Annotated in this window: 19 protein-coding genes; 14 read left to right on the top strand and 5 right to left on the bottom strand. The window is 39.1% G+C overall.

Annotation, left to right across the window (positions count from 1 at the left end; genetic code table 11):
- Positions 1–307 precede the first annotated feature (307 nt).
- Both MSBRW_RS23480 and MSBRW_RS10980 read left to right on the top strand, forming a co-directional pair.
- Positions 308–2,215 carry a PGF-pre-PGF domain-containing protein gene (locus MSBRW_RS23480; protein ID WP_011307617.1) on the top strand — a complete coding sequence of 636 codons (1,908 nt, stop codon included), beginning with the start codon at positions 308–310 and terminating at the stop codon, positions 2,213–2,215.
- Positions 2,216–2,457: 242 nt separating this feature from the next.
- Positions 2,458–2,967, top strand: a complete 510-nt coding sequence (locus MSBRW_RS10980) for a DUF523 domain-containing protein (protein WP_011307616.1) — start codon at positions 2,458–2,460, stop codon at positions 2,965–2,967.
- A gap of 209 nt (positions 2,968–3,176) precedes the next feature.
- Here the strand turns inward: MSBRW_RS10980 and MSBRW_RS23890 are convergent, their stop codons facing one another.
- Together MSBRW_RS23890 and MSBRW_RS10985 are read right to left on the bottom strand one after the other, a co-directional pair.
- Positions 3,177–3,308, bottom strand: coding sequence for a hypothetical protein (locus tag MSBRW_RS23890; RefSeq protein WP_268990254.1), 132 nt, complete (start codon positions 3,306–3,308; stop codon positions 3,177–3,179).
- A 64-nt stretch (positions 3,309–3,372) separates the two neighbouring features.
- Complete coding sequence (locus MSBRW_RS10985; protein WP_048102898.1) at positions 3,373–3,753, bottom strand: hypothetical protein; 381 nt, start codon at positions 3,751–3,753, stop codon at positions 3,373–3,375.
- Positions 3,754–3,977: 224 nt separating this feature from the next.
- Here MSBRW_RS10985 and MSBRW_RS22265 point away from each other — a divergent pair, with 224 nt between their 5' ends.
- The 3 genes from MSBRW_RS22265 to MSBRW_RS11000 all read left to right on the top strand — a co-directional run bounded on the left by MSBRW_RS22265 (position 3,978) and on the right by MSBRW_RS11000 (position 6,664).
- Positions 3,978–4,130 carry a hypothetical protein gene (locus MSBRW_RS22265; RefSeq protein WP_155398209.1) on the top strand — a complete coding sequence of 51 codons (153 nt, stop codon included), beginning with the start codon at positions 3,978–3,980 and terminating at the stop codon, positions 4,128–4,130.
- 16 nt (positions 4,131–4,146) lie between these two features.
- Positions 4,147–4,353, top strand: coding sequence for a hypothetical protein (locus tag MSBRW_RS10990; protein ID WP_048102897.1), 207 nt, complete (start codon positions 4,147–4,149; stop codon positions 4,351–4,353).
- A 1,189-nt stretch (positions 4,354–5,542) separates the two neighbouring features.
- The gene (locus tag MSBRW_RS11000; RefSeq protein ID WP_011307615.1) at positions 5,543–6,664 is read left to right on the top strand and encodes a hypothetical protein; all 1,122 of its coding nucleotides are present in this window, start codon (positions 5,543–5,545) and stop codon (positions 6,662–6,664) included.
- Between the two features lie 240 nt (positions 6,665–6,904).
- On the opposite strand, the gene MSBRW_RS11005 is transcribed toward MSBRW_RS11000, so the two are convergent.
- Positions 6,905–7,321 (bottom strand): NUDIX domain-containing protein, encoded by a 417-nt coding sequence (locus MSBRW_RS11005; protein WP_329957363.1) that lies wholly within the window; start codon positions 7,319–7,321, stop codon positions 6,905–6,907.
- A 233-nt stretch (positions 7,322–7,554) separates the two neighbouring features.
- On the opposite strand from MSBRW_RS11005, the gene MSBRW_RS11010 reads away from it, so the two are divergent.
- Genes MSBRW_RS11010 through MSBRW_RS11020 form a run of 3 tightly spaced genes read left to right on the top strand, consistent with a single transcriptional unit; the run spans position 7,555 to position 10,962 of the window.
- Positions 7,555–9,081 (top strand): type I restriction-modification system subunit M, encoded by a 1,527-nt coding sequence (locus MSBRW_RS11010; protein WP_011307613.1) that lies wholly within the window; start codon positions 7,555–7,557, stop codon positions 9,079–9,081.
- Positions 9,081–10,421 carry a restriction endonuclease subunit S gene (locus tag MSBRW_RS11015; RefSeq protein WP_011307612.1) on the top strand — a complete coding sequence of 447 codons (1,341 nt, stop codon included), beginning with the start codon at positions 9,081–9,083 and terminating at the stop codon, positions 10,419–10,421. Before MSBRW_RS11010 ends, MSBRW_RS11015 begins: the two co-directional genes overlap by 1 nt.
- Positions 10,390–10,962, top strand: a complete 573-nt coding sequence (locus tag MSBRW_RS11020; protein WP_011307611.1) for a DUF6155 family protein — start codon at positions 10,390–10,392, stop codon at positions 10,960–10,962. The genes MSBRW_RS11015 and MSBRW_RS11020 overlap by 32 nt, the downstream gene beginning before the upstream one ends.
- 286 nt (positions 10,963–11,248) lie before the next feature.
- Here MSBRW_RS11020 and MSBRW_RS11025 read toward each other — a convergent pair whose 3' ends face one another.
- Entirely contained in the window at positions 11,249–12,013 is a 765-nt protein-coding gene (locus tag MSBRW_RS11025) for a hypothetical protein (RefSeq protein WP_011307610.1), read from the bottom strand.
- Positions 12,014–12,178: 165 nt separating this feature from the next.
- Here MSBRW_RS11025 and MSBRW_RS11030 point away from each other — a divergent pair, with 165 nt between their 5' ends.
- From MSBRW_RS11030 to MSBRW_RS11045, 5 genes are all read left to right on the top strand, one after another.
- A complete protein-coding gene (locus MSBRW_RS11030; RefSeq protein ID WP_155398450.1) occupies positions 12,179–15,400 on the top strand; it encodes a type I restriction endonuclease subunit R in 3,222 nt (1,073 codons plus the stop codon).
- Positions 15,401–15,475: 75 nt separating this feature from the next.
- Entirely contained in the window at positions 15,476–15,616 is a 141-nt protein-coding gene (locus MSBRW_RS22270; protein ID WP_011307608.1) for a hypothetical protein, read from the top strand.
- On the top strand, positions 15,613–15,831 hold the full coding sequence (locus tag MSBRW_RS11035) for a hypothetical protein (RefSeq protein WP_011307607.1): 219 nt from the start codon (positions 15,613–15,615) through the stop codon (positions 15,829–15,831). The genes MSBRW_RS22270 and MSBRW_RS11035 overlap by 4 nt, the downstream gene beginning before the upstream one ends.
- A 128-nt stretch (positions 15,832–15,959) precedes the next feature.
- Positions 15,960–16,187 carry a hypothetical protein gene (locus MSBRW_RS11040; protein ID WP_048102893.1) on the top strand — a complete coding sequence of 76 codons (228 nt, stop codon included), beginning with the start codon at positions 15,960–15,962 and terminating at the stop codon, positions 16,185–16,187.
- Positions 16,188–16,569: 382 nt separating this feature from the next.
- Positions 16,570–17,163 (top strand): hypothetical protein, encoded by a 594-nt coding sequence (locus MSBRW_RS11045; protein ID WP_011307605.1) that lies wholly within the window; start codon positions 16,570–16,572, stop codon positions 17,161–17,163.
- A gap of 158 nt (positions 17,164–17,321) precedes the next feature.
- Here the strand turns inward: MSBRW_RS11045 and MSBRW_RS11050 are convergent, their stop codons facing one another.
- Positions 17,322–17,579, bottom strand: coding sequence for a hypothetical protein (locus tag MSBRW_RS11050; RefSeq protein ID WP_011307604.1), 258 nt, complete (start codon positions 17,577–17,579; stop codon positions 17,322–17,324).
- Between the two features lie 243 nt (positions 17,580–17,822).
- On the opposite strand from MSBRW_RS11050, the gene MSBRW_RS11055 reads away from it, so the two are divergent.
- A complete protein-coding gene (locus MSBRW_RS11055; protein WP_048102891.1) occupies positions 17,823–19,232 on the top strand; it encodes an alanine/glycine:cation symporter family protein in 1,410 nt (469 codons plus the stop codon).
- Positions 19,233–19,248: the final 16 nt, after the last annotated feature.

The following is a 19,248-nucleotide window of genomic DNA, read 5'->3' on the forward strand; positions in this document are numbered from 1 at the left end:
TTCATGCCGGCAATGTACCAATTTTTCTGTAAAATCAGAATTCTCCCAACTCTCCTAACTCTTCCAAATCTTAGACTTGAACCCCCAAAAAATCAACGTGTGCCATCATTTCAAATTTCTTTTTAATCAACGGTTTTCTTGGTATGAAAGTACTTTCAAGTACTTTCATTATTTACTCATGTTTTACAAATTGATACCTTTCGTCTTTTTTTGAAGAGATTTAAGTTTATTCTAATCCAACCTGCATCAGATCCTACAACTTATATATCAAAAATAATAAAACGTTATTAAATTGGAGATGTAGAAAATGAAGAATCGATTTATTGCATTATTGTTATCAATTTTTATATTTATAACAGGATCTGGAATAAGTGCTGCAGCTGACATAGTAGTGCACAACGGTGAATCAATACAGTCAGCTGTGGACAATGCAACGCACGGAGATACTATAATTGTAGAACCCGGTACTTATTATGAGAACGTTACTCTCCGTACATACGATCTGGTCATTATGTCCCAATCAGGCAATCCTGAAGACACGATAATTCAAGGGGATGGTTTTTACCTCACAGGTGATGCACAGGAGATAACTATTAAAGGTTTTACTCTAAAAGGTACTGACACTTCTTATGGAATAAATCTCGGTCAGTTCTCTAACTGCATGATTGAAAATAATAAAATTCTGAATTATGGTACAGGTATTGACACAAATCTGTACTCTACTTTTACAATAAATGACAATGAAATTTCAAATTGTAAATCAGGAGTTTTTGTTGGGGAATGTTATTTCAGTGCTATTGTCAAAAACAACAGGATTTCTAACTGTGAAACAGGAGTCGTTGTGGGAGATTCAGGAAATTCCCAAATTGAGAATAACACAATTACAGAAAATGATCAGGGTATATCCCTGATGTACGAAGGCCGCGCTGATATTGCTGGTAATACTATAAGTTTTAACAAGAAATGTGGGCTTTACGATAAAGCAGATGCTAGTAGCAAGATCTATAACAATTATTTCAATAACACAGTAAATGTAATTTTTGATGACTATTATGGTTACCCTAACGTCTGGAACATTACCAGAACAACAGGAAAAAATATTATAGGCGGCCCTTATATTGCAGGAAACTATTGGGCTAAACCTAATGGGACAGGCTTTTCTCAAATACATTACGATGTAGACGGAGACGGTATAGCAGAGGGGATAGCAAACCTTAGCGAAAGTGAGATCGACTATGCAGCTCTTGCAACGTTGAATTCTTCAACGCCTGAGCAACCTCCGGCATCAACTAATTCAACAGTCACTCCTTCCGATAACGTAACAGAGACTCCTTCAGAGGAAATTGTAGATAATAATAGCAGCAATTCAGATAATAGTTCAGATAATAGTTCAGATAATAGTTCAGATAATAGTTCAGATAACAGTCCAGATAATATTTCAGATAACAGCTCAGATAATAGTTCAGATGACAGTTCTGATAGCAATTCAGATGGCAGTTCTGGTGGAAGCAGCCACAGAAGCGGAAGTAGCGGTGGCGGTGGTGGTTCTCCTGAACCTCAAACCAACGTTCAAGTCAAGGAACTTTCACAGGCACAGGTTTTAAACGGAAAGCCTGTAATGTTTGATTTTCCAAATAACGTAACCTGTGTTGTGTATGTCAGCTTTGATGCAAAGAAGACTGCAGGTAAGATTACAGCCATTGCCGAACAGCTTAAAGGAAAATCGACTCTGGTTTCAGAACTGAACTCGGGTGAGGTCTATAAGTACTTCAACCTCTGGGTTGGAAACTCAGGATTTGCTACCTCAAAGAATATTGAAAACCCTGAAGTATGTTTCAAGGTTGAAAAGTCCTGGCTGCAGGATAAGAAGATCGACCAGAATTCAATCACACTCAATAGCTACAGTGACAAAAAATGGTCACAACTACCAACAACCCTGTTAAAAGAAGACAACCAATACCTGTATTTCACGGCACACCCCTCAGAATTCTCATTCTTTGCAATAACCGGAGCAACACCAGAGGGAGCCGGAAATGAAACACAGGCTGAACCTAATGTTGAAAACCTCAGTAATAATACTGGAAACAATACTGGAAACGCAACAACAGGTGTTGAGCAACCTTCTGAGCAAGAAGAAAATAAAGGTATTCCGGGCTTTGAAATGATTTACGGAGTAATAGGGCTTACTGGAGTGTACCTGCGTAGAAGAAGGTGATCATCTGGAGAGTTTCAAAGTTACTCTTGACAAGATTGAGTCTTGACAGGATTAAGTCTTGACGGAATTAAAGATGAAACTGCAGTACTACTTAAGGGGTGAGGAAATAATTTTAAAAACACTCACCCCTTTTACTGCCTCCTGAAAGCAGAGAAGGAAATATTCTGATTACCATTGCCAAAGCTGTAGAAGAAACAGAAGACACGAGAAAAAAGGTTATTAAGCGAAATGCAGGTGAGGATATGAAAAAGCTGGAAAATTACGAGTGTTCCCACGTTTCTGAAAAATCTGCTGCTTGCGACGACAGCGAAGAAGTCCTGGTCATAGGCCACTGCCTTCTCAACCCCCTTGCAAGAGTAAAAGGAGTAAAACCAGCCCGGCCTATTGATACGCGGGGCGCGAACGTTATCCAGCTCCCCTGCCCGGAAGCCATGTTTTTTGGAATGAGACGCCGGGAAATTACTAAAGACCAGCTTGACCATCCTGCATACCGACGTTTTTGCAGAGAAATCTTTACCCATTTTGCAGACCTGCTTGAAGACCTCGCAGCCAGTGGCGTAAAAATCAAAATTCTCGGCGTCCCGAAAAGTCCTTCATGCGGCGTGGAAATAACCAGCATTGGCGGAGAGCCGGGCAAGGTGAAAGAATTCCACCACAGGCATGCGCCGGGACCTGGGGTGTTTATGGAAGAGATTATAAAAGAGCTTAAAAAGAGGAATGTAAGGTTTGAGATAGAGGATGCGGGAAAATAAGAAAAGATTTTTGAGTATTTAAGGATTTATACGTTTTTGTTGAAATTGAACCCTAATTCCCTCATGTTAGGTTACAACACGATTTTTTTAGCAATTTTGTGTTGTTTCTGTTACTCTAACAACTTAAAATTGTTATATACAGCATTCTATTAAATGTTAAAAATATATAAAAAGAATATTTATCGTTAGTTAATCTATATCTTTGTGTCTCATACTGCTTTCGAGGCCCGTTCCTGTTTCATAATGCTCAGAGCAAACGCAGCTGCAATGAGAGCCGGTATCAAATGTTCCACTATCTCTTGCTCCATCTTTATCTGCTTGTTGTTTTTCGTCTTCTGCACAATGGCAACCACAAGTCATTTATTTAAAATGCAGCAGCCATTTGGGAAAATACTTTTTCTGAAGTCAGAGTATGAAGTCAGAGTATATAGGTATTTGATGCAAAATTGTGAAAATCTTGTCGAATGTATTTGTCTCTAAAGTTGTCATACATTTGGTACCATCCTCAACATAATGAATCCATTTTTGCTTAGGACTTTCCGTACATCTGTTCTTTGGAGGATGTAATTCTAAGCCTCTTGGGACCTCCATTAAATTTGCTTGAGCTCTTATGTTTTTTGGCAACCAGAGTTCTTTATTCCATAACTCCTCTAATTTATTAGTCCATTTATTCAATGGTACAACCGTATTCAATCCCATTCTATTATCATGCAATTCTAATGGATAAGTATCAAGCAAAATTTTCAGCCCTTTGATTGCAGAGCAGTAGCTACCTTTTGTCTTCAAAAAAATAACATTTTTCTTGATATCGTTTTTTGAGAATTATTCGAAAAATTTGCAGTTGTTACCTCAACTGATGCTTCTGGATATGGATACTGATAATTTTCAATGAAGGCAAAAAGTCGAAAACTATGAGATATTTCAAAAACACATTTTTGAGCAACCAAGGCAGTTTTCAGAAAAAACGATAGCAAGAATAATTATGAAAATTGAGAGGACATCTGCGGAAAGTGGGTTTAATGAAATGTGAAATAAAGGAAAAGAAAAGGGGAAAGGTAAACGGAGAAGAAGAAACAGAAACGGAAAACAGAAACGGAAAAACAGAAACGGAAAAACAGAGAAGGGAGAGTGAGGTCCATAAAACAAAGAAAAAGAGGCGTTAAATGAGTCAGTAGCAACTTGATAGAGAAAGTAACAAAAAGGAACAAGCTTGGAGAGGAAGTAATGGAAAACAGGGACTGTCGGAAGAACCTGAACAGGAACAGCTTGAGAGAGGGAATGATGGAATGTCAGAGCAGCCAAGGGATGTTGAAGAAGAACAACCTGAGATGGAGAGTAACAAAAAAGAGGAGCAGCCTCGAAGAGAGAGGGGCTAAGGATAGATAACCATAAAAAGCATAGACCGAAGTTAAAAGCAGAATCAAAACTATTCGACAGATATCAAAGGCTGGACTACAGTTAGAAACGAATTGAAGTGAGAGATAAAAATAGTATAGAGAGGGATTTTCTCTCACTTCTTTTTGTTTCTGATATCCGGAACCGGAATGAGGAATGGCGAACCTCGTTTTCGGTTCCCTTGAAACCTCTCCGAACTAAAGCTTGAGGAATGGCAAAAAACCTCAGTAGCTTTTTTATTCAGGCGGGGTTTCGGATTTGTGGAGGGCAGGGCTGAGGAATGGCGAACCTCATTTACCTTGCTCTACTTTTCGCTAAATGCTACTCATGAACCCCATTCAATATTAGCATTTAGAACTACATGATATAGAATATCAATCACATATAAAACATAAGTGGAAATGATTTTTCCTTTTCTTTGATGTAATAAAGAACACTCAAAATTTTCAAGCGGCTTATCTCTTGATTGGACTAAAATTACTCATATCAGCAAATATTTATTAAAAACTTCACGACTTAACCACAAAGAATTTATACCATAAATTTTAAACTTACTATAGTAAATTCTGCAGCCTGTTCAAACTAATTTTCTTACTACATTTTTTACTACTTTCTATTATATTTCGTTCTCTGTGTGAGCTCATTTCAGAACCAATTTTATTCTTAAATTTAAAAGTCTTAATTAAGATATCAGTTGTTAATAAAATTTTTACTGTCTCATGATCAAGGCCGTTCCCTTTATCATAATCTATTCTCAGCAGAGTGTCCTTACATATCTGCAAGATTTCTCGCCTTAAGTTCCAACTACTCAGTCTATGGGCAAGGTGACCGGCATCTAAATGGCCTTTTTTAGATTAAGTAGAAATATCTATAACTTAGGTTTACATGAAAACCAGTCACAGATTAATTTCAATATGTATAGGCTGGTTTCAATATAAGAATAGTAGTCTAAGCAGTCGAAAGTGGTAAGATATATAAGAGTAATATAATAAATAATGGTGTATAATTAGTAATTATTAGTCTCAACTTAAGTAAAGATACACAATGTTAATTTCTCGGACTCAGCTTATACCACTAATTTTCAATCTGACGGTTTGAATCTTGAAAAGCTTGATAAATCAGAAAATAGGGTCAAAATGAAATAGGGTCAAAAATTCTGGAGTAAGGGGGCAAATTTAGCGTGCCTGATACATCGGATATATTGATTTTCTGGGCTGTAGTTATGTTACGCTTCTTTATACCACTCGCTATTCCCAGATATCCTCTTCCGGCAGTAATCGCTTCTATGGTTCTTGATACCGTAGACCAGACAATTTTCCAGCAGTTTACGAGCCTGCCTCTTGAAGGATACCAGGGTTATGATAAGGCGCTGGACATCTATTACCTGGCTATCACATACCTTTCAACACTTAGAAACTGGTCGAACCTTTTTGCCTTTAAGGTGAGCCGTTTCCTTTTTTATTACAGGATTGTAGGAGTGACCCTGTTCGAACTAACACACCTGCGTCCATTATTGCTTATTTTTCCCAACACTTTTGAGTATTTCTTCGATTTCTATGAAGGAGTCCGCCTGAAATGGAACCCGTCAGTGCTTACGAAAAAGAAATTAATTACGGCTACAGCTCTGATCTGGGTCTTCATAAAACTGCCACAGGAATACTGGATACATATCGCCAAACTGGACACAACTGACTGGATAAGAGCCAATCCTGCAAATGCCCTCATTCTGATTGCCTGGGCTCTCTTCCTGCTCGGCATGGCCTGGGCTCTGCTTCGAGACCTGCCTCCAATGAAACCTGGATTCTCAATTGCAGCCGATCCTCTACCTGCTGCTCCAGAGGGTTTTTCCAGGCAAGGAAGTGGAACTAATTTTCCGTTACTTAATTCTGCAGAACGTTTCTTCAATAACGCGCTTGTCGAAAAAATAGTTCTGGTATCCCTCCTGAGCATAATTTTTGCCCAGGTTCTTCCCGAGGTACGGTCAACCAGCCTTCAGCTAGCGATAGGCATAGCCATCATTATAATAATAAATACGGCACTGAGCCACTGGCTTGCAAAGCGTGGGAATCACTGGAGGTCTATAATCCGGGAATTCATAGTAATGACCATGGTGAACTTCGGAATTGTACTTGCATTCGATTTCCTGCTACCCAAGTATGGTGGTTCGACCAACCTTTTTAACATGCTCTTTTTTGTCCTACTCCTGACACTGAACGTAACGCTCTATGACAGGTATCATGTGGTGCATATAAGGTATAATGTCGATGGAGGAAATTCTGGCAGAGAAGGGAAAAAAGAGTGACTTATTCATGAAACCAATGTATAAAATTTTTTATTTAGACACGAAAGGATAATTTGGCTTTGGCTTTTATTTATAGCTGCAGGGAATCGGTTGAATGATTAAGCATGTATCAAACATGTTCTAAAAAAAGCAAGTATGAGAAAAACTGCAAAGAACGACTCTGAATTAAAACATAACCTCTTATTTACTTTCATTTACTTTTATTTACTTTTATTTACTTTTATTTACTTTTATTTACTTTTATTTACTTTTATTTACTCTCCTTTTTTTCAGCCCATAATAAATATCCAGTAATTTGAGCGTGTTTTCAGAAACCTGCACCTTCATTTCCTTGCCCGGCTTGAAAAACGCAAAATGGTGGATTTCACTTCTCGGTTCTGGCACACCTTTAGCCTTAATCTTGAAGACCTTGGACGCATGAAATTTGAAAAGGTATCTTACGTCGTATGCCCGAAGCCCTGTTTCTTCCCGAAGTTCTCGGATTGCGGCTTCGATGCTAACCTCCCCTTTCTTCGGTCTTCCTCCGGGGAGCCTGTAGTAAGAGCCTGAACTGCTCACCAGCAGGATCCCTTCATCGGTTTCAAATATTACCGACCCTCTTCGATTGTCGTATGCGCTTGGAATATTTTTACCTTCTTTGAAACGGTTGAGTTTTATGGGTTTTCTACTTCTTGATAGGGTCTTTATTTCTAGAATTATTTAAAATTTCCACAGGTTGGTTGCTTTCCTTATTCGGTCTCGAATAACAGGAACTTTTTATTTCCTATAAAGTTCTCAATAACTATATCAAAAGAGTTATGCCCTGAATAACTTCACTTTCATTCTTTTAGTAACTTTTATATGTTAATCCATAATGAAAAGCAGAAACAAGTTCAAAAGAAGATGTAAAAATGGCAGGCAATAATAACGAAACTGAAAACAGGTTATGGGACGTAGCAAATGAACTTCGGGCTAATTCCGGCTTGAAAGCCTCGGAATATTCTGTGCCTGTGCTTGGATTAATTTTTCTAAGGTATGCCGAATTTAAATTTGCCAAGGCAGAAAAGGAATTGAAACTGGAGCTTGAAAACGAATCATCCAGCAGACGAAGGAAAAAAGAAATCTCAAAAATTGATTTTCAGGCAAAAGGAGTCCTGTACCTCCCGAAAAAAGCCAGATATTCTTATCTGCTGAACCTGCCAGAAAGCGAAAACATAGGGAAAGCCGTAAATGATGCAATGGAAGCAATTGAAGCCGAAAATCCAGAACTGACCGATACCTTGCCAAAAAACTACACATCTTTTGAAAATGACCTGCTTGTTGCTCTTTTAAAAGCCTTTAAACTGCCCCCGGAAATCAAAGGCGACGCTTTTGGGAAAATCTACGAATATTTCCTCGGCAAATTCGCAATGGCCGAAGGCCAGAAAGGCGGGGAATTCTTCACTCCTACATCTCTTGTCAGGCTGATTGTGGAAATTATCGAGCCCTACCACGGGAGAATCCTTGACCCTGCCTGCGGGTCAGGCGGCATGTTCGTCCAGAGTGCCCATTTCGTGGAAAACCAACACAAAGAAGCCAGTTCCGAAATTTCGATCTACGGCCAGGAAAAGGTAGCCGATACTGTTAGGCTCTGCAAGATGAACCTTGCAGTCCACGGTCTTTCAGGGGACATTAAAGAAGGCAACACCTATTACGAAGACATTCACAACTCAGTAGACGCATTTGATTTTGTGATGGCAAATCCACCATTCAACGTGAAAAAAGTTGATTTTGAAAAAGTGAAAGGCGACAAAAGAGTCCCTCTCGGGACTCCTTCAACTGATAACGCAAATTACCTCTGGATTCAGCACTTCTGGTCAACCCTGAATGAAAAAGGCAGGGCCGGTTTTGTTATGGCAAATTCAGCATCGGACGCCAGGGGTACAGAAGCCGAAATCCGAAAGCAGCTCATAGAAGGCAATGCAGTTGACGTGATGGTCTCAATCGGCTCAAACTTTTTTTATACTGTCACTTTGCCCTGCACCCTCTGGTTCCTGGACAAAGGCAAAGCCAGAACGTCACGAAAAGATAAGATTCTCTTCATTGATGCGCGGGAAATTTTTACGCAGGTCGACCGGGCGCACAGGGAATTTACCGGCGAGCAGATTGAAAAGCTCGCTGGAATCGTAAGGAGCTACCGCGAAAAGGAAGGAAGCGAACCTTATGAGGACGTTAAGGGGCTGTGTAAGGTTGCAACACTTGACGAGGTCAGAGAGCAGGGATATTCCCTCAACCCGGGGCGGTATGTTGGAGTTGCCGAAGCCGTTGAAGAGGATTTTGATTTTACTGAAAGGCTGCAAGAGTTGAATGAGGAGCTTGAAGGGCTTAACCTTGAAGCTAGGGAACTGGAAGAACAGATTTCTGAGAATATTGAGAAATTAGTAAGGAGCGGTGTTTAATGCCGAGAGTAAATACATCAAATTCTTGGAAAAAAGTTCCAATAAAAAATTTGTACTTGGGTTTATATGATGGACCTCATGCTACGCCTAAACCTTCTTTGAGTGGACCAATATTTTTAGGAATAAAAAATATTACTGAAGATGGTAGGCTAGATTTATCTCAAATTAGGAACATCTCAGAAGATGATTTTCCAAAATGGACAAAAAGAGTTCTTCCAACAGAGGGAGATATAGTATTCAGCTATGAAGCTACGTTAAATCTCTATGCAATGATTCCTAAAGGGTTTCGAGGATGTCTTGGTAGAAGGCTTGCACTTATAAGACCCGATACTGAAATTGTAAATCCAAAATTCTTGTACTATTCTTTTTTTGGAGAAGAATGGAGAAATACTATCTCTAAAAATTTAATTTCTGGTGCAACAGTTGATCGAATTCCTCTTATAAATTTTCCAAACTTTGAAGTTTCTATACCTATTCATTCAATCCAAAGAAAAATCGCCTCCATCCTCTCTAATTATGATAATCTTATCGAAAACAACACCCGACGAATAGAAATTCTTGAACAGATAGCAAAGCTGGTGTACGAAGAATGGTTCGTTAAGTTCAGGTTTCCGGGGCACGAAAATGTAGAAATGGTATCTTCGGAATTAGGGGAGATTCCGGAGGGGTGGAAAGTAGAAAAATTATCTGAACTGGTCAAAACACAATATGGATATACAGAAAGTGCAACCGAAGAAGAAATTGGCCCAAAGTTTTTGAGGGGTAAAGATATCAATAAACAGTCATACATTTCCTGGGACGAAGTGCCTTTTTGTTCGATTTCTCCTGAAGTTTTAGATAAATATCTCTTAAAGAAAGGAGATATTGTTGTTATAAGAATGGCCGATCCCGGTAAAGTTGGAATTGTTGAAACAGAAGTTAATGCTGTATTTGCTTCTTACTTGATAAGACTGGAAATAATTAAAAATATCAAGCCTTATTATTTGTTTTACTTTTTACAGTCAGACAAATTTCAAAATTATGTAATCGCTGCATCGACAGGGACTACCAGAAAAAGTGCCAGTGCAGGTGTAATTACTAACATTGACTTAATAATTCCACCTGAATACTTATTAACATTATTTGAAGATAAAATTGGACTTCTTAGAAAGCAATTGAATATATTAATTAACAAAAACCAAAATCTCCGCAAAACCCGCGACCTTCTTCTCCCAAAACTCATTTCAGGAGAAATCGACGTTTCGGATCTGGATATTAGCATAAGAAATGAGTATCAGGAGCATAATATTAATTTTGGAGAGCCACAAGATGAGGAAGGACTCAGATCTAAAATGGGCTGACCTGAAAAAATCACTTCAGAAATCAGACAAGAAAGAGCTTTTAAATGCCATTCAGGAGCTTTATAAGTATTCCGAAGACAACAGAAGATATTTGCTTGCCAGGTTTATTGATAAGAAAGAGATCCCTAAAGTTCTGGAAGAGTACAGACAGATAGTTATAAATGAATTTTTCCCGGAAATGGGGATTGGAGAGCTTCGATACTCTGTTGCGGAAAAAGCAATTAAGGAATATTCGGAAGCATCCGGGGATTTTATCGGGAAAATGGAGTTGATGCTTACTTATGCGGAAAATGGAGTGAAATATACAAACGAATATGGAGACATAGATGAAGAGTTCTACGACAAAATTAATGACATGCTTGAACAGTTTTGCGCTTTGTTGAAAACACCTGAAGGGCAATCACTTTATCCGCATTTCAGGGAACGGCTTCTTAAAGTCCGTGATGATTCGGAAGAAATCGCCTGGTGTTTTGGGGATGCGGTTGATATCCTCATTACGAATATTGAAGATTTTTTTGAAGAAGTGCAGAATGATTCGTAAAACAAAAAACTCAGATGGTTTTTCATGGTGAAAGAAGGGTAAAATGGATGGAACTGGAAGAAATCCTGCAGAAGACTGAGGGACGACCTGGATTTCCTTAAAACAAAAGTTCTCGAAATCGAAAAAAGCCTTGAGTTAATTGACAGTGAGCTGCACCCTGTAAGAGAAGAATACCTTGAGAGACTGGACGAGATCAAAAAAGAAGGGACTATTTCGGGAAGCGAATTTGAAAAGAAATTTGGGGTAATTTACAGAACGTCCTGAAACTGAAAAACTCGCCTCATGCTCATTGATGTATTTTTTGAAGAGGGACAGAATAAATAAACATATTTCTTTTGACTTTTTTAAGTCTTTCGTACTCGTTTTCATAACAATCAAGAACTCGCTGGAGCGAATTCTTTGTAGTCTCATTTTTGACCAGAAAGAAGAATATAATCTCATTGTCCGAAGTGTATAGCGGCAAAACTCCCATTTTTTCTTTTAACTCCAGAAACCGCTTATGCAAATAATCAGGATGTTTTTTGAATTTTGGGAAATGCTGGTAAATCATAATTGTGGAGTTCTGATCCATTCGGTCGTAAAGGTTTTTTACTTCACTGTATAGGAGATGTTTCTCTCTGGAATACTTAACTTCCAATCCTATATCCGGATCTATAAAAATTAAAGAGTTTGTCAATAGTTCCCGGGGTATTTCACTGAAATACTCTTTTCGGACCTGTTCCTCAAAATACAAGCCTTTCTGCCCTTTGTAAATAGAGATTTTGTGATCTTTTGAATTAAAGTAAGATTCAATGGAATTGATATCTCTTTCATTAGCTTTTACATCTTTATATGGTTCAAGGAATTCCACGAGCTTTTCATTGTGAGTACCAGGTAGGTTATGAATTTTCGCTTTCTGAAAATCCCTTTTGTTTCCTTCATTACTAGAATCGTTTTTGTTAAGCATAGGGATGAAAGTTAGATGTTGTAAAGAATCGTTCTTTTCCAGGATATTAAGGATCAAATCATACTTGAAAAGGTCTCTCAGGTCTCCAAAAAACTGGTTTTTCATAATAATTCTTCGATGCCAAAACTGTATAAAGTTTTATAAGCTGATGTTTGGAAAAATAATATGTAGAAAAATAATATGAAATCAATATAATTTAAATAGTTGAGAAGTCTTAACAGAATATAGAATTTTGGAAAAGCCAGGGGAAAAATCGAAGTCGTGTTGAAAATGGTTGCCGAGATAAAAAATAATGACGGATCAGCGAGAAACGATGTTTTAAAAGAAGAAGATGAATCAGGTTCTGGTGATTATAGTGAAGGCACCCTCGTAGAAGAGTCCGCAATCCGAGAATTCGAAAAACTGGGTTATACTTTTTTAAACTGCTTCAATGAAAAAATCAGGCTTGACGGAAAAGGGACACTGGGCAGGAAAACAAAATCCGAAGTATTGCTTTTCAGGAAACTGAGAGAGGCAATCAAAAAACTCAATCCTGAGATTTGCCCCGAAGCTGAAGAGTCCGCAATCCGGGAACTGGCAAAAGACAGGAGCAGGCTTAGCCCTGTAAAGGCAAATCAGGAAATTTATTCATTAATCAAAAACGGGGTCAAGGTCAAAGTCCGAAATGAAAAAGGGGAAATTGAAGACCGGACCATAAAGATTATCGATTTTGAAAATCCCGAAAATAACGACTTCTTTTTAGCTTCCCAGTTCTGGATTATGGGAGAAATGGAATCAAGGCGGACCGACCTTCTGGGATTTGTTAACGGGATTCCTTTAATTTTTCTTGAGCTAAAATCGACTGCCAGAAGGGTCAAAGAGGCTTTTGACGATAATCTTACAGACTATAAAGAAACAATTCCACAGCTTTTCTGGTACAATGCATTTATAATCCTCTCCAACGGCAGAGACTCAAAAATCGGCACTGTTACAAGCGGTTTTGATCATTTTGGGGAATGGAAAAGGGTTGAAGATGAAAATGAAACAGGAAGTACCCTGCTGGATACAATGATAAAGGGAACCTGCGAAAAAAGCCGCTTCCTTGATATCCTGGAAAACTTCACGCTTTTTTCTAGCAGTGAAGGGCACTCAGTCAAAATTGTTGCCAAAAATCACCAGTACCTTGGAGTTAATAATGCCATAGAGTCCTTCAAAAAACGCAATGAGGATGAAGGAAAAATCGGTGTCTTCTGGCACACTCAGGGTTCTGGAAAAAGCTATTCCATGATATTTTTTACCCAAAAAATCCTGCGAAAATTTCCTGGCAATTACACCTTCGTGGTCGTAACCGACAGGGATGAACTGGACGAGCAGATATATCAGAACTTCCAGAACGCAGGCGTAATAAGCGAAGTTGGCGTACAGGCCAGAAGTAGTAGGCATCTCAGGCAACTGCTAACTGAAGACCACAGGCTGGTTTTCACTTTGATCCACAAATTCGGGACTAACAAAGGAGTTAAGCATCCCCTACTTTCGGATAGAGATGACATTATAGTAATTGCAGACGAAGCCCACAGGACCCAGTACGACACCCTGGCGCAAAACATGAGAGATGCTCTGCCGAATGCGAATTTTATAGGTTTTACAGGCACGCCTTTAATGGCTGGCGAAGAAAAGACAAAAGACACATTCGGAGACTACGTAAGCATCTACAACTTCATACAATCGATAGAAGATGGAGCAACCGTCCCCCTCTATTATGAAAATCGCGTGCCTGAAGTCCAGTTGCATAACGAGAGCCTCAATGATGATATTTATCGAGAAATCGAAAAAGCAGGTTTGAATGATGAAGAAGAATCCAAACTTGCTACCGACTTTGCAAAGGAATACCAGATAATCGTAAGGGAAGAACGCCTGGAAACGATTGCAAAAGACATTGTAACGCATTATACCACACGTGGTTACGCCGGAAAAGCCCTTGTAGTATCCATTGATAAGCTTACAACGGTCAGGATGTACGATAAAGTCCAGAAATACTGGAAAATGCATATTAACGAACTCAAAGAAAAGAGAAAAGAAATAACTGAAGGTAAGAAAGCTATAGATCTGGAAAAACAGATCTCCGAACTTGAAAACACTGATATGGCAGTCGTTATCAGCGAAGGGCAGAATGAGGTAAAGAAATTTGAGGAAAATGGGCTGGATATAAGGCCACACAGGAAAAGAATATCTGTGGAAGATCTGGAAGAAATTTTCAAGGATTCAACAAGTAAGCTCAAAATTGTTTTCGTGTGCAGCAAATGGAGAGAAGGGTTCGATGTCCCCTCGCTTTCCACGATTTATCTTGACAGGCCCATGAAGGACCACAGCCTCATGCAAACGATTGCCAGGGCAAACAGGGTCTTTGGAGATAAACCCGGAGGCTTCATTGTCGACTATGCTGGTATTTTCAGAAATCTTGAACAGGCCCTCAAGATTTATGCAACGCCCAGATCTGGCGGAGTTGAAATCCCACTCAAGCCGAAAGAAAAACTTGTGGAAGCCCTTGAACAGAAGCTTAAAGAAATAAATAAATTCCTTTCCGGCCTTTCGGTAAATCCTGACAAAATCATCAAGATGAAGTCGAGTTTTGATAAAATAAATCTCTTGAAAAACGCAACTGATGCTATTCTCATAAACGAGTCAACAAAAAAGAAGTTTTTAACCGAAGCTGGGACTGCTCTAAAAATATACAAATCTATACTTCCCCACAAACGGGCCTCAGAGTTTTTTCCACAGGTAACTCTTTATGAAGAACTGGTAAACGAAATTCGTTCTCTTGATCCTGAAGTCGATATCTCAAGAGTAACGGACGGTATACAGCGAGTCCTCGATACATCGATTAAGCCCAGAGAATATATAATCAAGGAATCAAAAAAGGGCAGAATAATTGCTCTTAGAGATATCGACTTTGATGCCCTGGCAGATAGATTCGATAAGCAGCATAAGAACACTGAGTTTGAATGGCTAAAAAATCTTCTCTCGTACAAACTAAAAGAAATGGTTAAAATTAATAACAGCCGCCTTGATTACCAGAAAAGTTTTGAAAAACTGATCGAAAATTATAATTCAGGCTCTGATAACTCAGATTATCCTTACAGAGAACTAATCGAATTTGCTAAAAAGCTGAAAAAAGAAGATGAGAGAGCAATAAAGGAAAATTTAACTGAAGAAGAACTCTCCCTCTTTGACAAGCTAAAAAAACCTGATCTAACCGAGAAAGATAAAAAACAGGTAAAGCAGGTTGCAAGAGATCTGCTTTCCACACTAAAAGCTGAGAAACTCGTTCTGGACTGGCGGAAAAAACAGCAGGCAATGGCCGCAGTTAAAAAAGAAATTGAAGACGAACTTGATAAGGGACTGCCCGAATCATACGACTCCAGAATCTATGAAGAGAAATGCAATACAGTCTTTCAGCACATTTATGATTCTTATGCCGGTGACAGCCATAGCATTTATGAAGCAATAGCCTGAAAAAAAAGATTCTATTCGGATTAATACTTATAATGAGATTCAGGAAACGTAACTTTTGCCTTATGGAGCTGTAAAATGAGAAATACTCCGGACTTAAGGTGGCTTGACTTAAAAAATGCCCTAAAAAACACAGACCGAAAAGAGCTTATTAATATTATTCGGGATCTTTACAGGTATTCTGAGGAAAATAGAAGGTATCTGCTGCCAGATCCATGAATACAAATGCTGAGCCCAGGATTCTGGAAGCTTACAGGGAAGTAATAAAAAATGAGTTTTTTCCGAAAAAGGGGCACGGGACGCTCAGGTACTCGATTGCAAAAAAAGCAATTAGCGACTATTCGAAGGCTTCCGGGGATTTTGCAGGGACAATGGAGTTGATGCTTTTTACGTCGAAAATGGGGTGGAATTTACCAACGAATATGGAGATATAGACGAGGAGTTTTATCAAGGAGCCTATCCCAAAACCAGCTTTATCCTCAAATAGATAAAAGTTTCAGAACTATTTTCCGTGATCTGAAAACCATTGATCATTCCCTATTCAAGATTTAGAGAAGCAGTTTTGAGTTATGGGATAGGCTCAAGAAATATACAAATATACAGTGCCTTTGACGAGTTCTGCACAAGGTTAGAAACACCTGAAGGCGAAACACTTTATGACGGTTTCAGGGAAAGGCTTTTGAAGATCCGCAGGAAAACAAAAGGAATGGAATGTGGATTTGGAGACGGAATAAAACTGCGTGTTAGAGAAATTGAAGATTTTTTTGAAGAAGACGTGCAGGACAACTGATGGTTAGTCCTTCCCGTTTTATTCTGGTTTGTGAGAAGGGAAGTTTTTCTGTGGGTATTAATGATAGATTACTCTATTTTTAAACATGAGAAAAAATTTAAATAAGATTGGTTGATTAAATAAGAACATGGACCTACAGTTAAGAAAAGATTTAATTTCAGCCATTGGTTGGCTTGTTCTCTGGATTATTATCAGAAGCTACATAAATGCCTGTACCTCTTAACTTTGGGACTCTAACAGAGAAACTTAAAAGATTTTTAAAGGGAATTCAAATTACTGAAAGCTGCATAAAATAATTTATGGTTTAACCTTCAGATTTGCAGGCACTGCAGGGGAGATTACAACAAACAATTTTTTATATTTAAAATCCAATTTATTTCCAATGGCTGCTTCCTGGTCTCGATCAAAAACCCTTGGGACAAAGCAGAAGGTATTTTCCTGGCGGATAGACAGTCGAGGAAACCTTTTCATAAAAAGGAAGTTCAGAAAGAATCGTTTTCCCAGAATCGATAAAATTAGCTGCCACCACCTTGACAGGCTCTGCGAATTCATGCAGGATCGGGAATGGAAGACTCTTGCAAATAACGCCGCAAAACTATGCATGGGCACGGAAAAGGACGGAATCGGGAAATTCCTGTATAAGCTCCGTTCCGAAGTATCTTATGCTCAACTTTCAAGCCAGTTAGGAGCCATTTTTTACCAGGCTGGAGTGTGGGAATGGAATGAGCAAAAAAGAGGGATGAAGTTCTTGTTGCTTTTGGAAAACTGGCAGGAAAAAACAACAGAGTATTATAGAGATTCGCTAAGTCTAGAAAATGAAGTCGCTTTTTTTGATAACGCTCTTGAGCCTGGACTCGAGCCCGGACTTGAGCCCGGAGAAATAGTAAAATCTAAAAAACAACAAAAACAGGAAGTGCAAATTGAAGTAATTCAGAAAATTGAGCAGATGAAACTTTCGGCTTTTTTCCGGGATTAAGAAAGAATAAAAATTCAGAAATTTGGAATTCATTATACAATCTGAAAAAGAAAAACAGGAGAGAAAAAGTTTAGAAAAAAGAATTGTTTTTGATGAGTTTAGAAACAAATTGCTTTTGATGAGTTTCTCTATCATGTTTCTCTATCATATCAGACAGTTTAAGTATCTATTTCGATACCTCCAACCTGTTTTGCAACAATATTATATATCGTACCAATAAGAAATCCTGCTATTGCTCCCGCAATCCCATAAAAAACAATAAGGAATACAGTTACGAATATACTTTCAGTAAGACCTATTCCATCCATACTTACCGTGAAAAGAATAAGCGGCGAAAATATAATTGCAAAGCAGAGATACATAAGACTCAGGACTTTTGCCAGAGACATGCTATTTAAAGATGTGATACGCATCATATTAACTCTCCTAAAAAATATTTAATAACCACTTGGTATAAAAATTTATTCTGTTGAACGGCTGAAGAAGGTAACCTTTTGCTTGTGGGAATATTTTTTTGAATATTTAAAACTCGAAACTCAGTTTTACAACGAGAGTGCCTGAACATCAAAGTTTAAGACCAGCCTGGAACAAATACTGAGTTAAAACTATCTCTTTTAAGACTATGTCTTTTCTTAAACTATCTCTTTGCTTTCTGGGGGCTGGCTTTAACGGAATTATCGGGTGTTAATGTACTTGAGATCCTTACAGGAATAGACCAGTTAATCTGGGGACCACCGCTTCTGGTTTTACTTGTAGGGACCGGGATTTTCCTTACCTGGGAACTCGGGATGGTCCAGATTTTCAGGTTGCCAATTGCGCTCAGGTATGTACTTAGTTCAAGGAAAACCGAAACTGGAGTACAGGGGGACGTTTCGAGTTTTGGAGCTCTCACCACTGCATTGTCCTCGACTATCGGAACGGGAAATATAGTTGGGGTTGCAACTGCAATAAAAACGGGAGGTCCAGGCGCTCTCTTCTGGATGCTTCTTGCAGGCTTTTTCGGGATGGCAACTATGTATTCCGAGTCCCTGCTTGCAGTCAAATACAGGGTCGTGGATGCAAAAGGGCAGATGTCAGGAGGGCCCATGTATTATATCAAAAATGGGCTTGAACAGAGGAAGTACAGCCACGCTCTTGCACTCGCTTTTGCTTTTTTTGGGATGAACGTAGCTCTCTTTGGGATCGGAACCTTTCCGCAGGTAAATGCCATTGTAGATTCGGCAAGGATTGCCTTTAATATCCCTGAAACCCTGAGTGCTTTTGTAATAAGCCTGCTTGTAGCGTTTGTAACGCTTGGCGGGATCAGGAGGATTGCAGCAGTCGCCCAGCTTCTTGTGCCTTTCATGGCAATAAGCTATGTATTGGGCTGCCTGATAATTCTTGGGTTAAACCTTGAGAAAATTCCTGAAATCCTCGCTTTGATAATAAACTCTGCATTCACAGGAACTGCTGCACGGGGTGGTTTTCTTGGTGCAGGGGTGATGCTTGCAATTAGAATCGGAATTGCGCGAGGAATTTTCTCAAACGAGTCCGGCCTTGGAAGTGCTCCAATAGCCGCTGCGGCTGCAAAGGTAAAAGAGCCAGCCAGGCAGGGCCTTATTTCTATGACAGGAACTTTCTTTGACACCATTATCATCTGTTTCATGACCGGAACCATTCTGATCATAACGGATTCCTGGACAGGCGACCTTGCAGGTGCCTATATGACAAGTTATGCCTTTTCCACAGTACTTGCGGAGGTTGGAAATTACATCGTAACAGTCGGGCTCATTTTGTTTGCCTTTACAACTATTCTGGGGTGGAATTACTATGGTGAACGATGTGTGGAATATCTCTTTGGCGTAAAAGGAATCCTCCCTTACAAAATCATTTACATCCTGATTGTTGCCTCAGGCGCTTTCCTGACTATAGATGTTATCTGGGTACTTGCCGATATCGTAAATGGGCTCATGGCTATCCCGAACCTTATTGCTCTGTTGGCTCTGCGAAAAGTTGTTAAGGCTGAGACCAGGAGGTATTTTGATAAACTCAAGGCCGAAGCCTCAAGCCCAGGGGAGGTATCAAGATAATCCTGCTGGATTTTCG

The organism is Methanosarcina barkeri str. Wiesmoor (assembly GCF_000969985.1).
Taxonomy (GTDB): Archaea; Halobacteriota; Methanosarcinia; order Methanosarcinales; family Methanosarcinaceae; genus Methanosarcina; species Methanosarcina barkeri_B.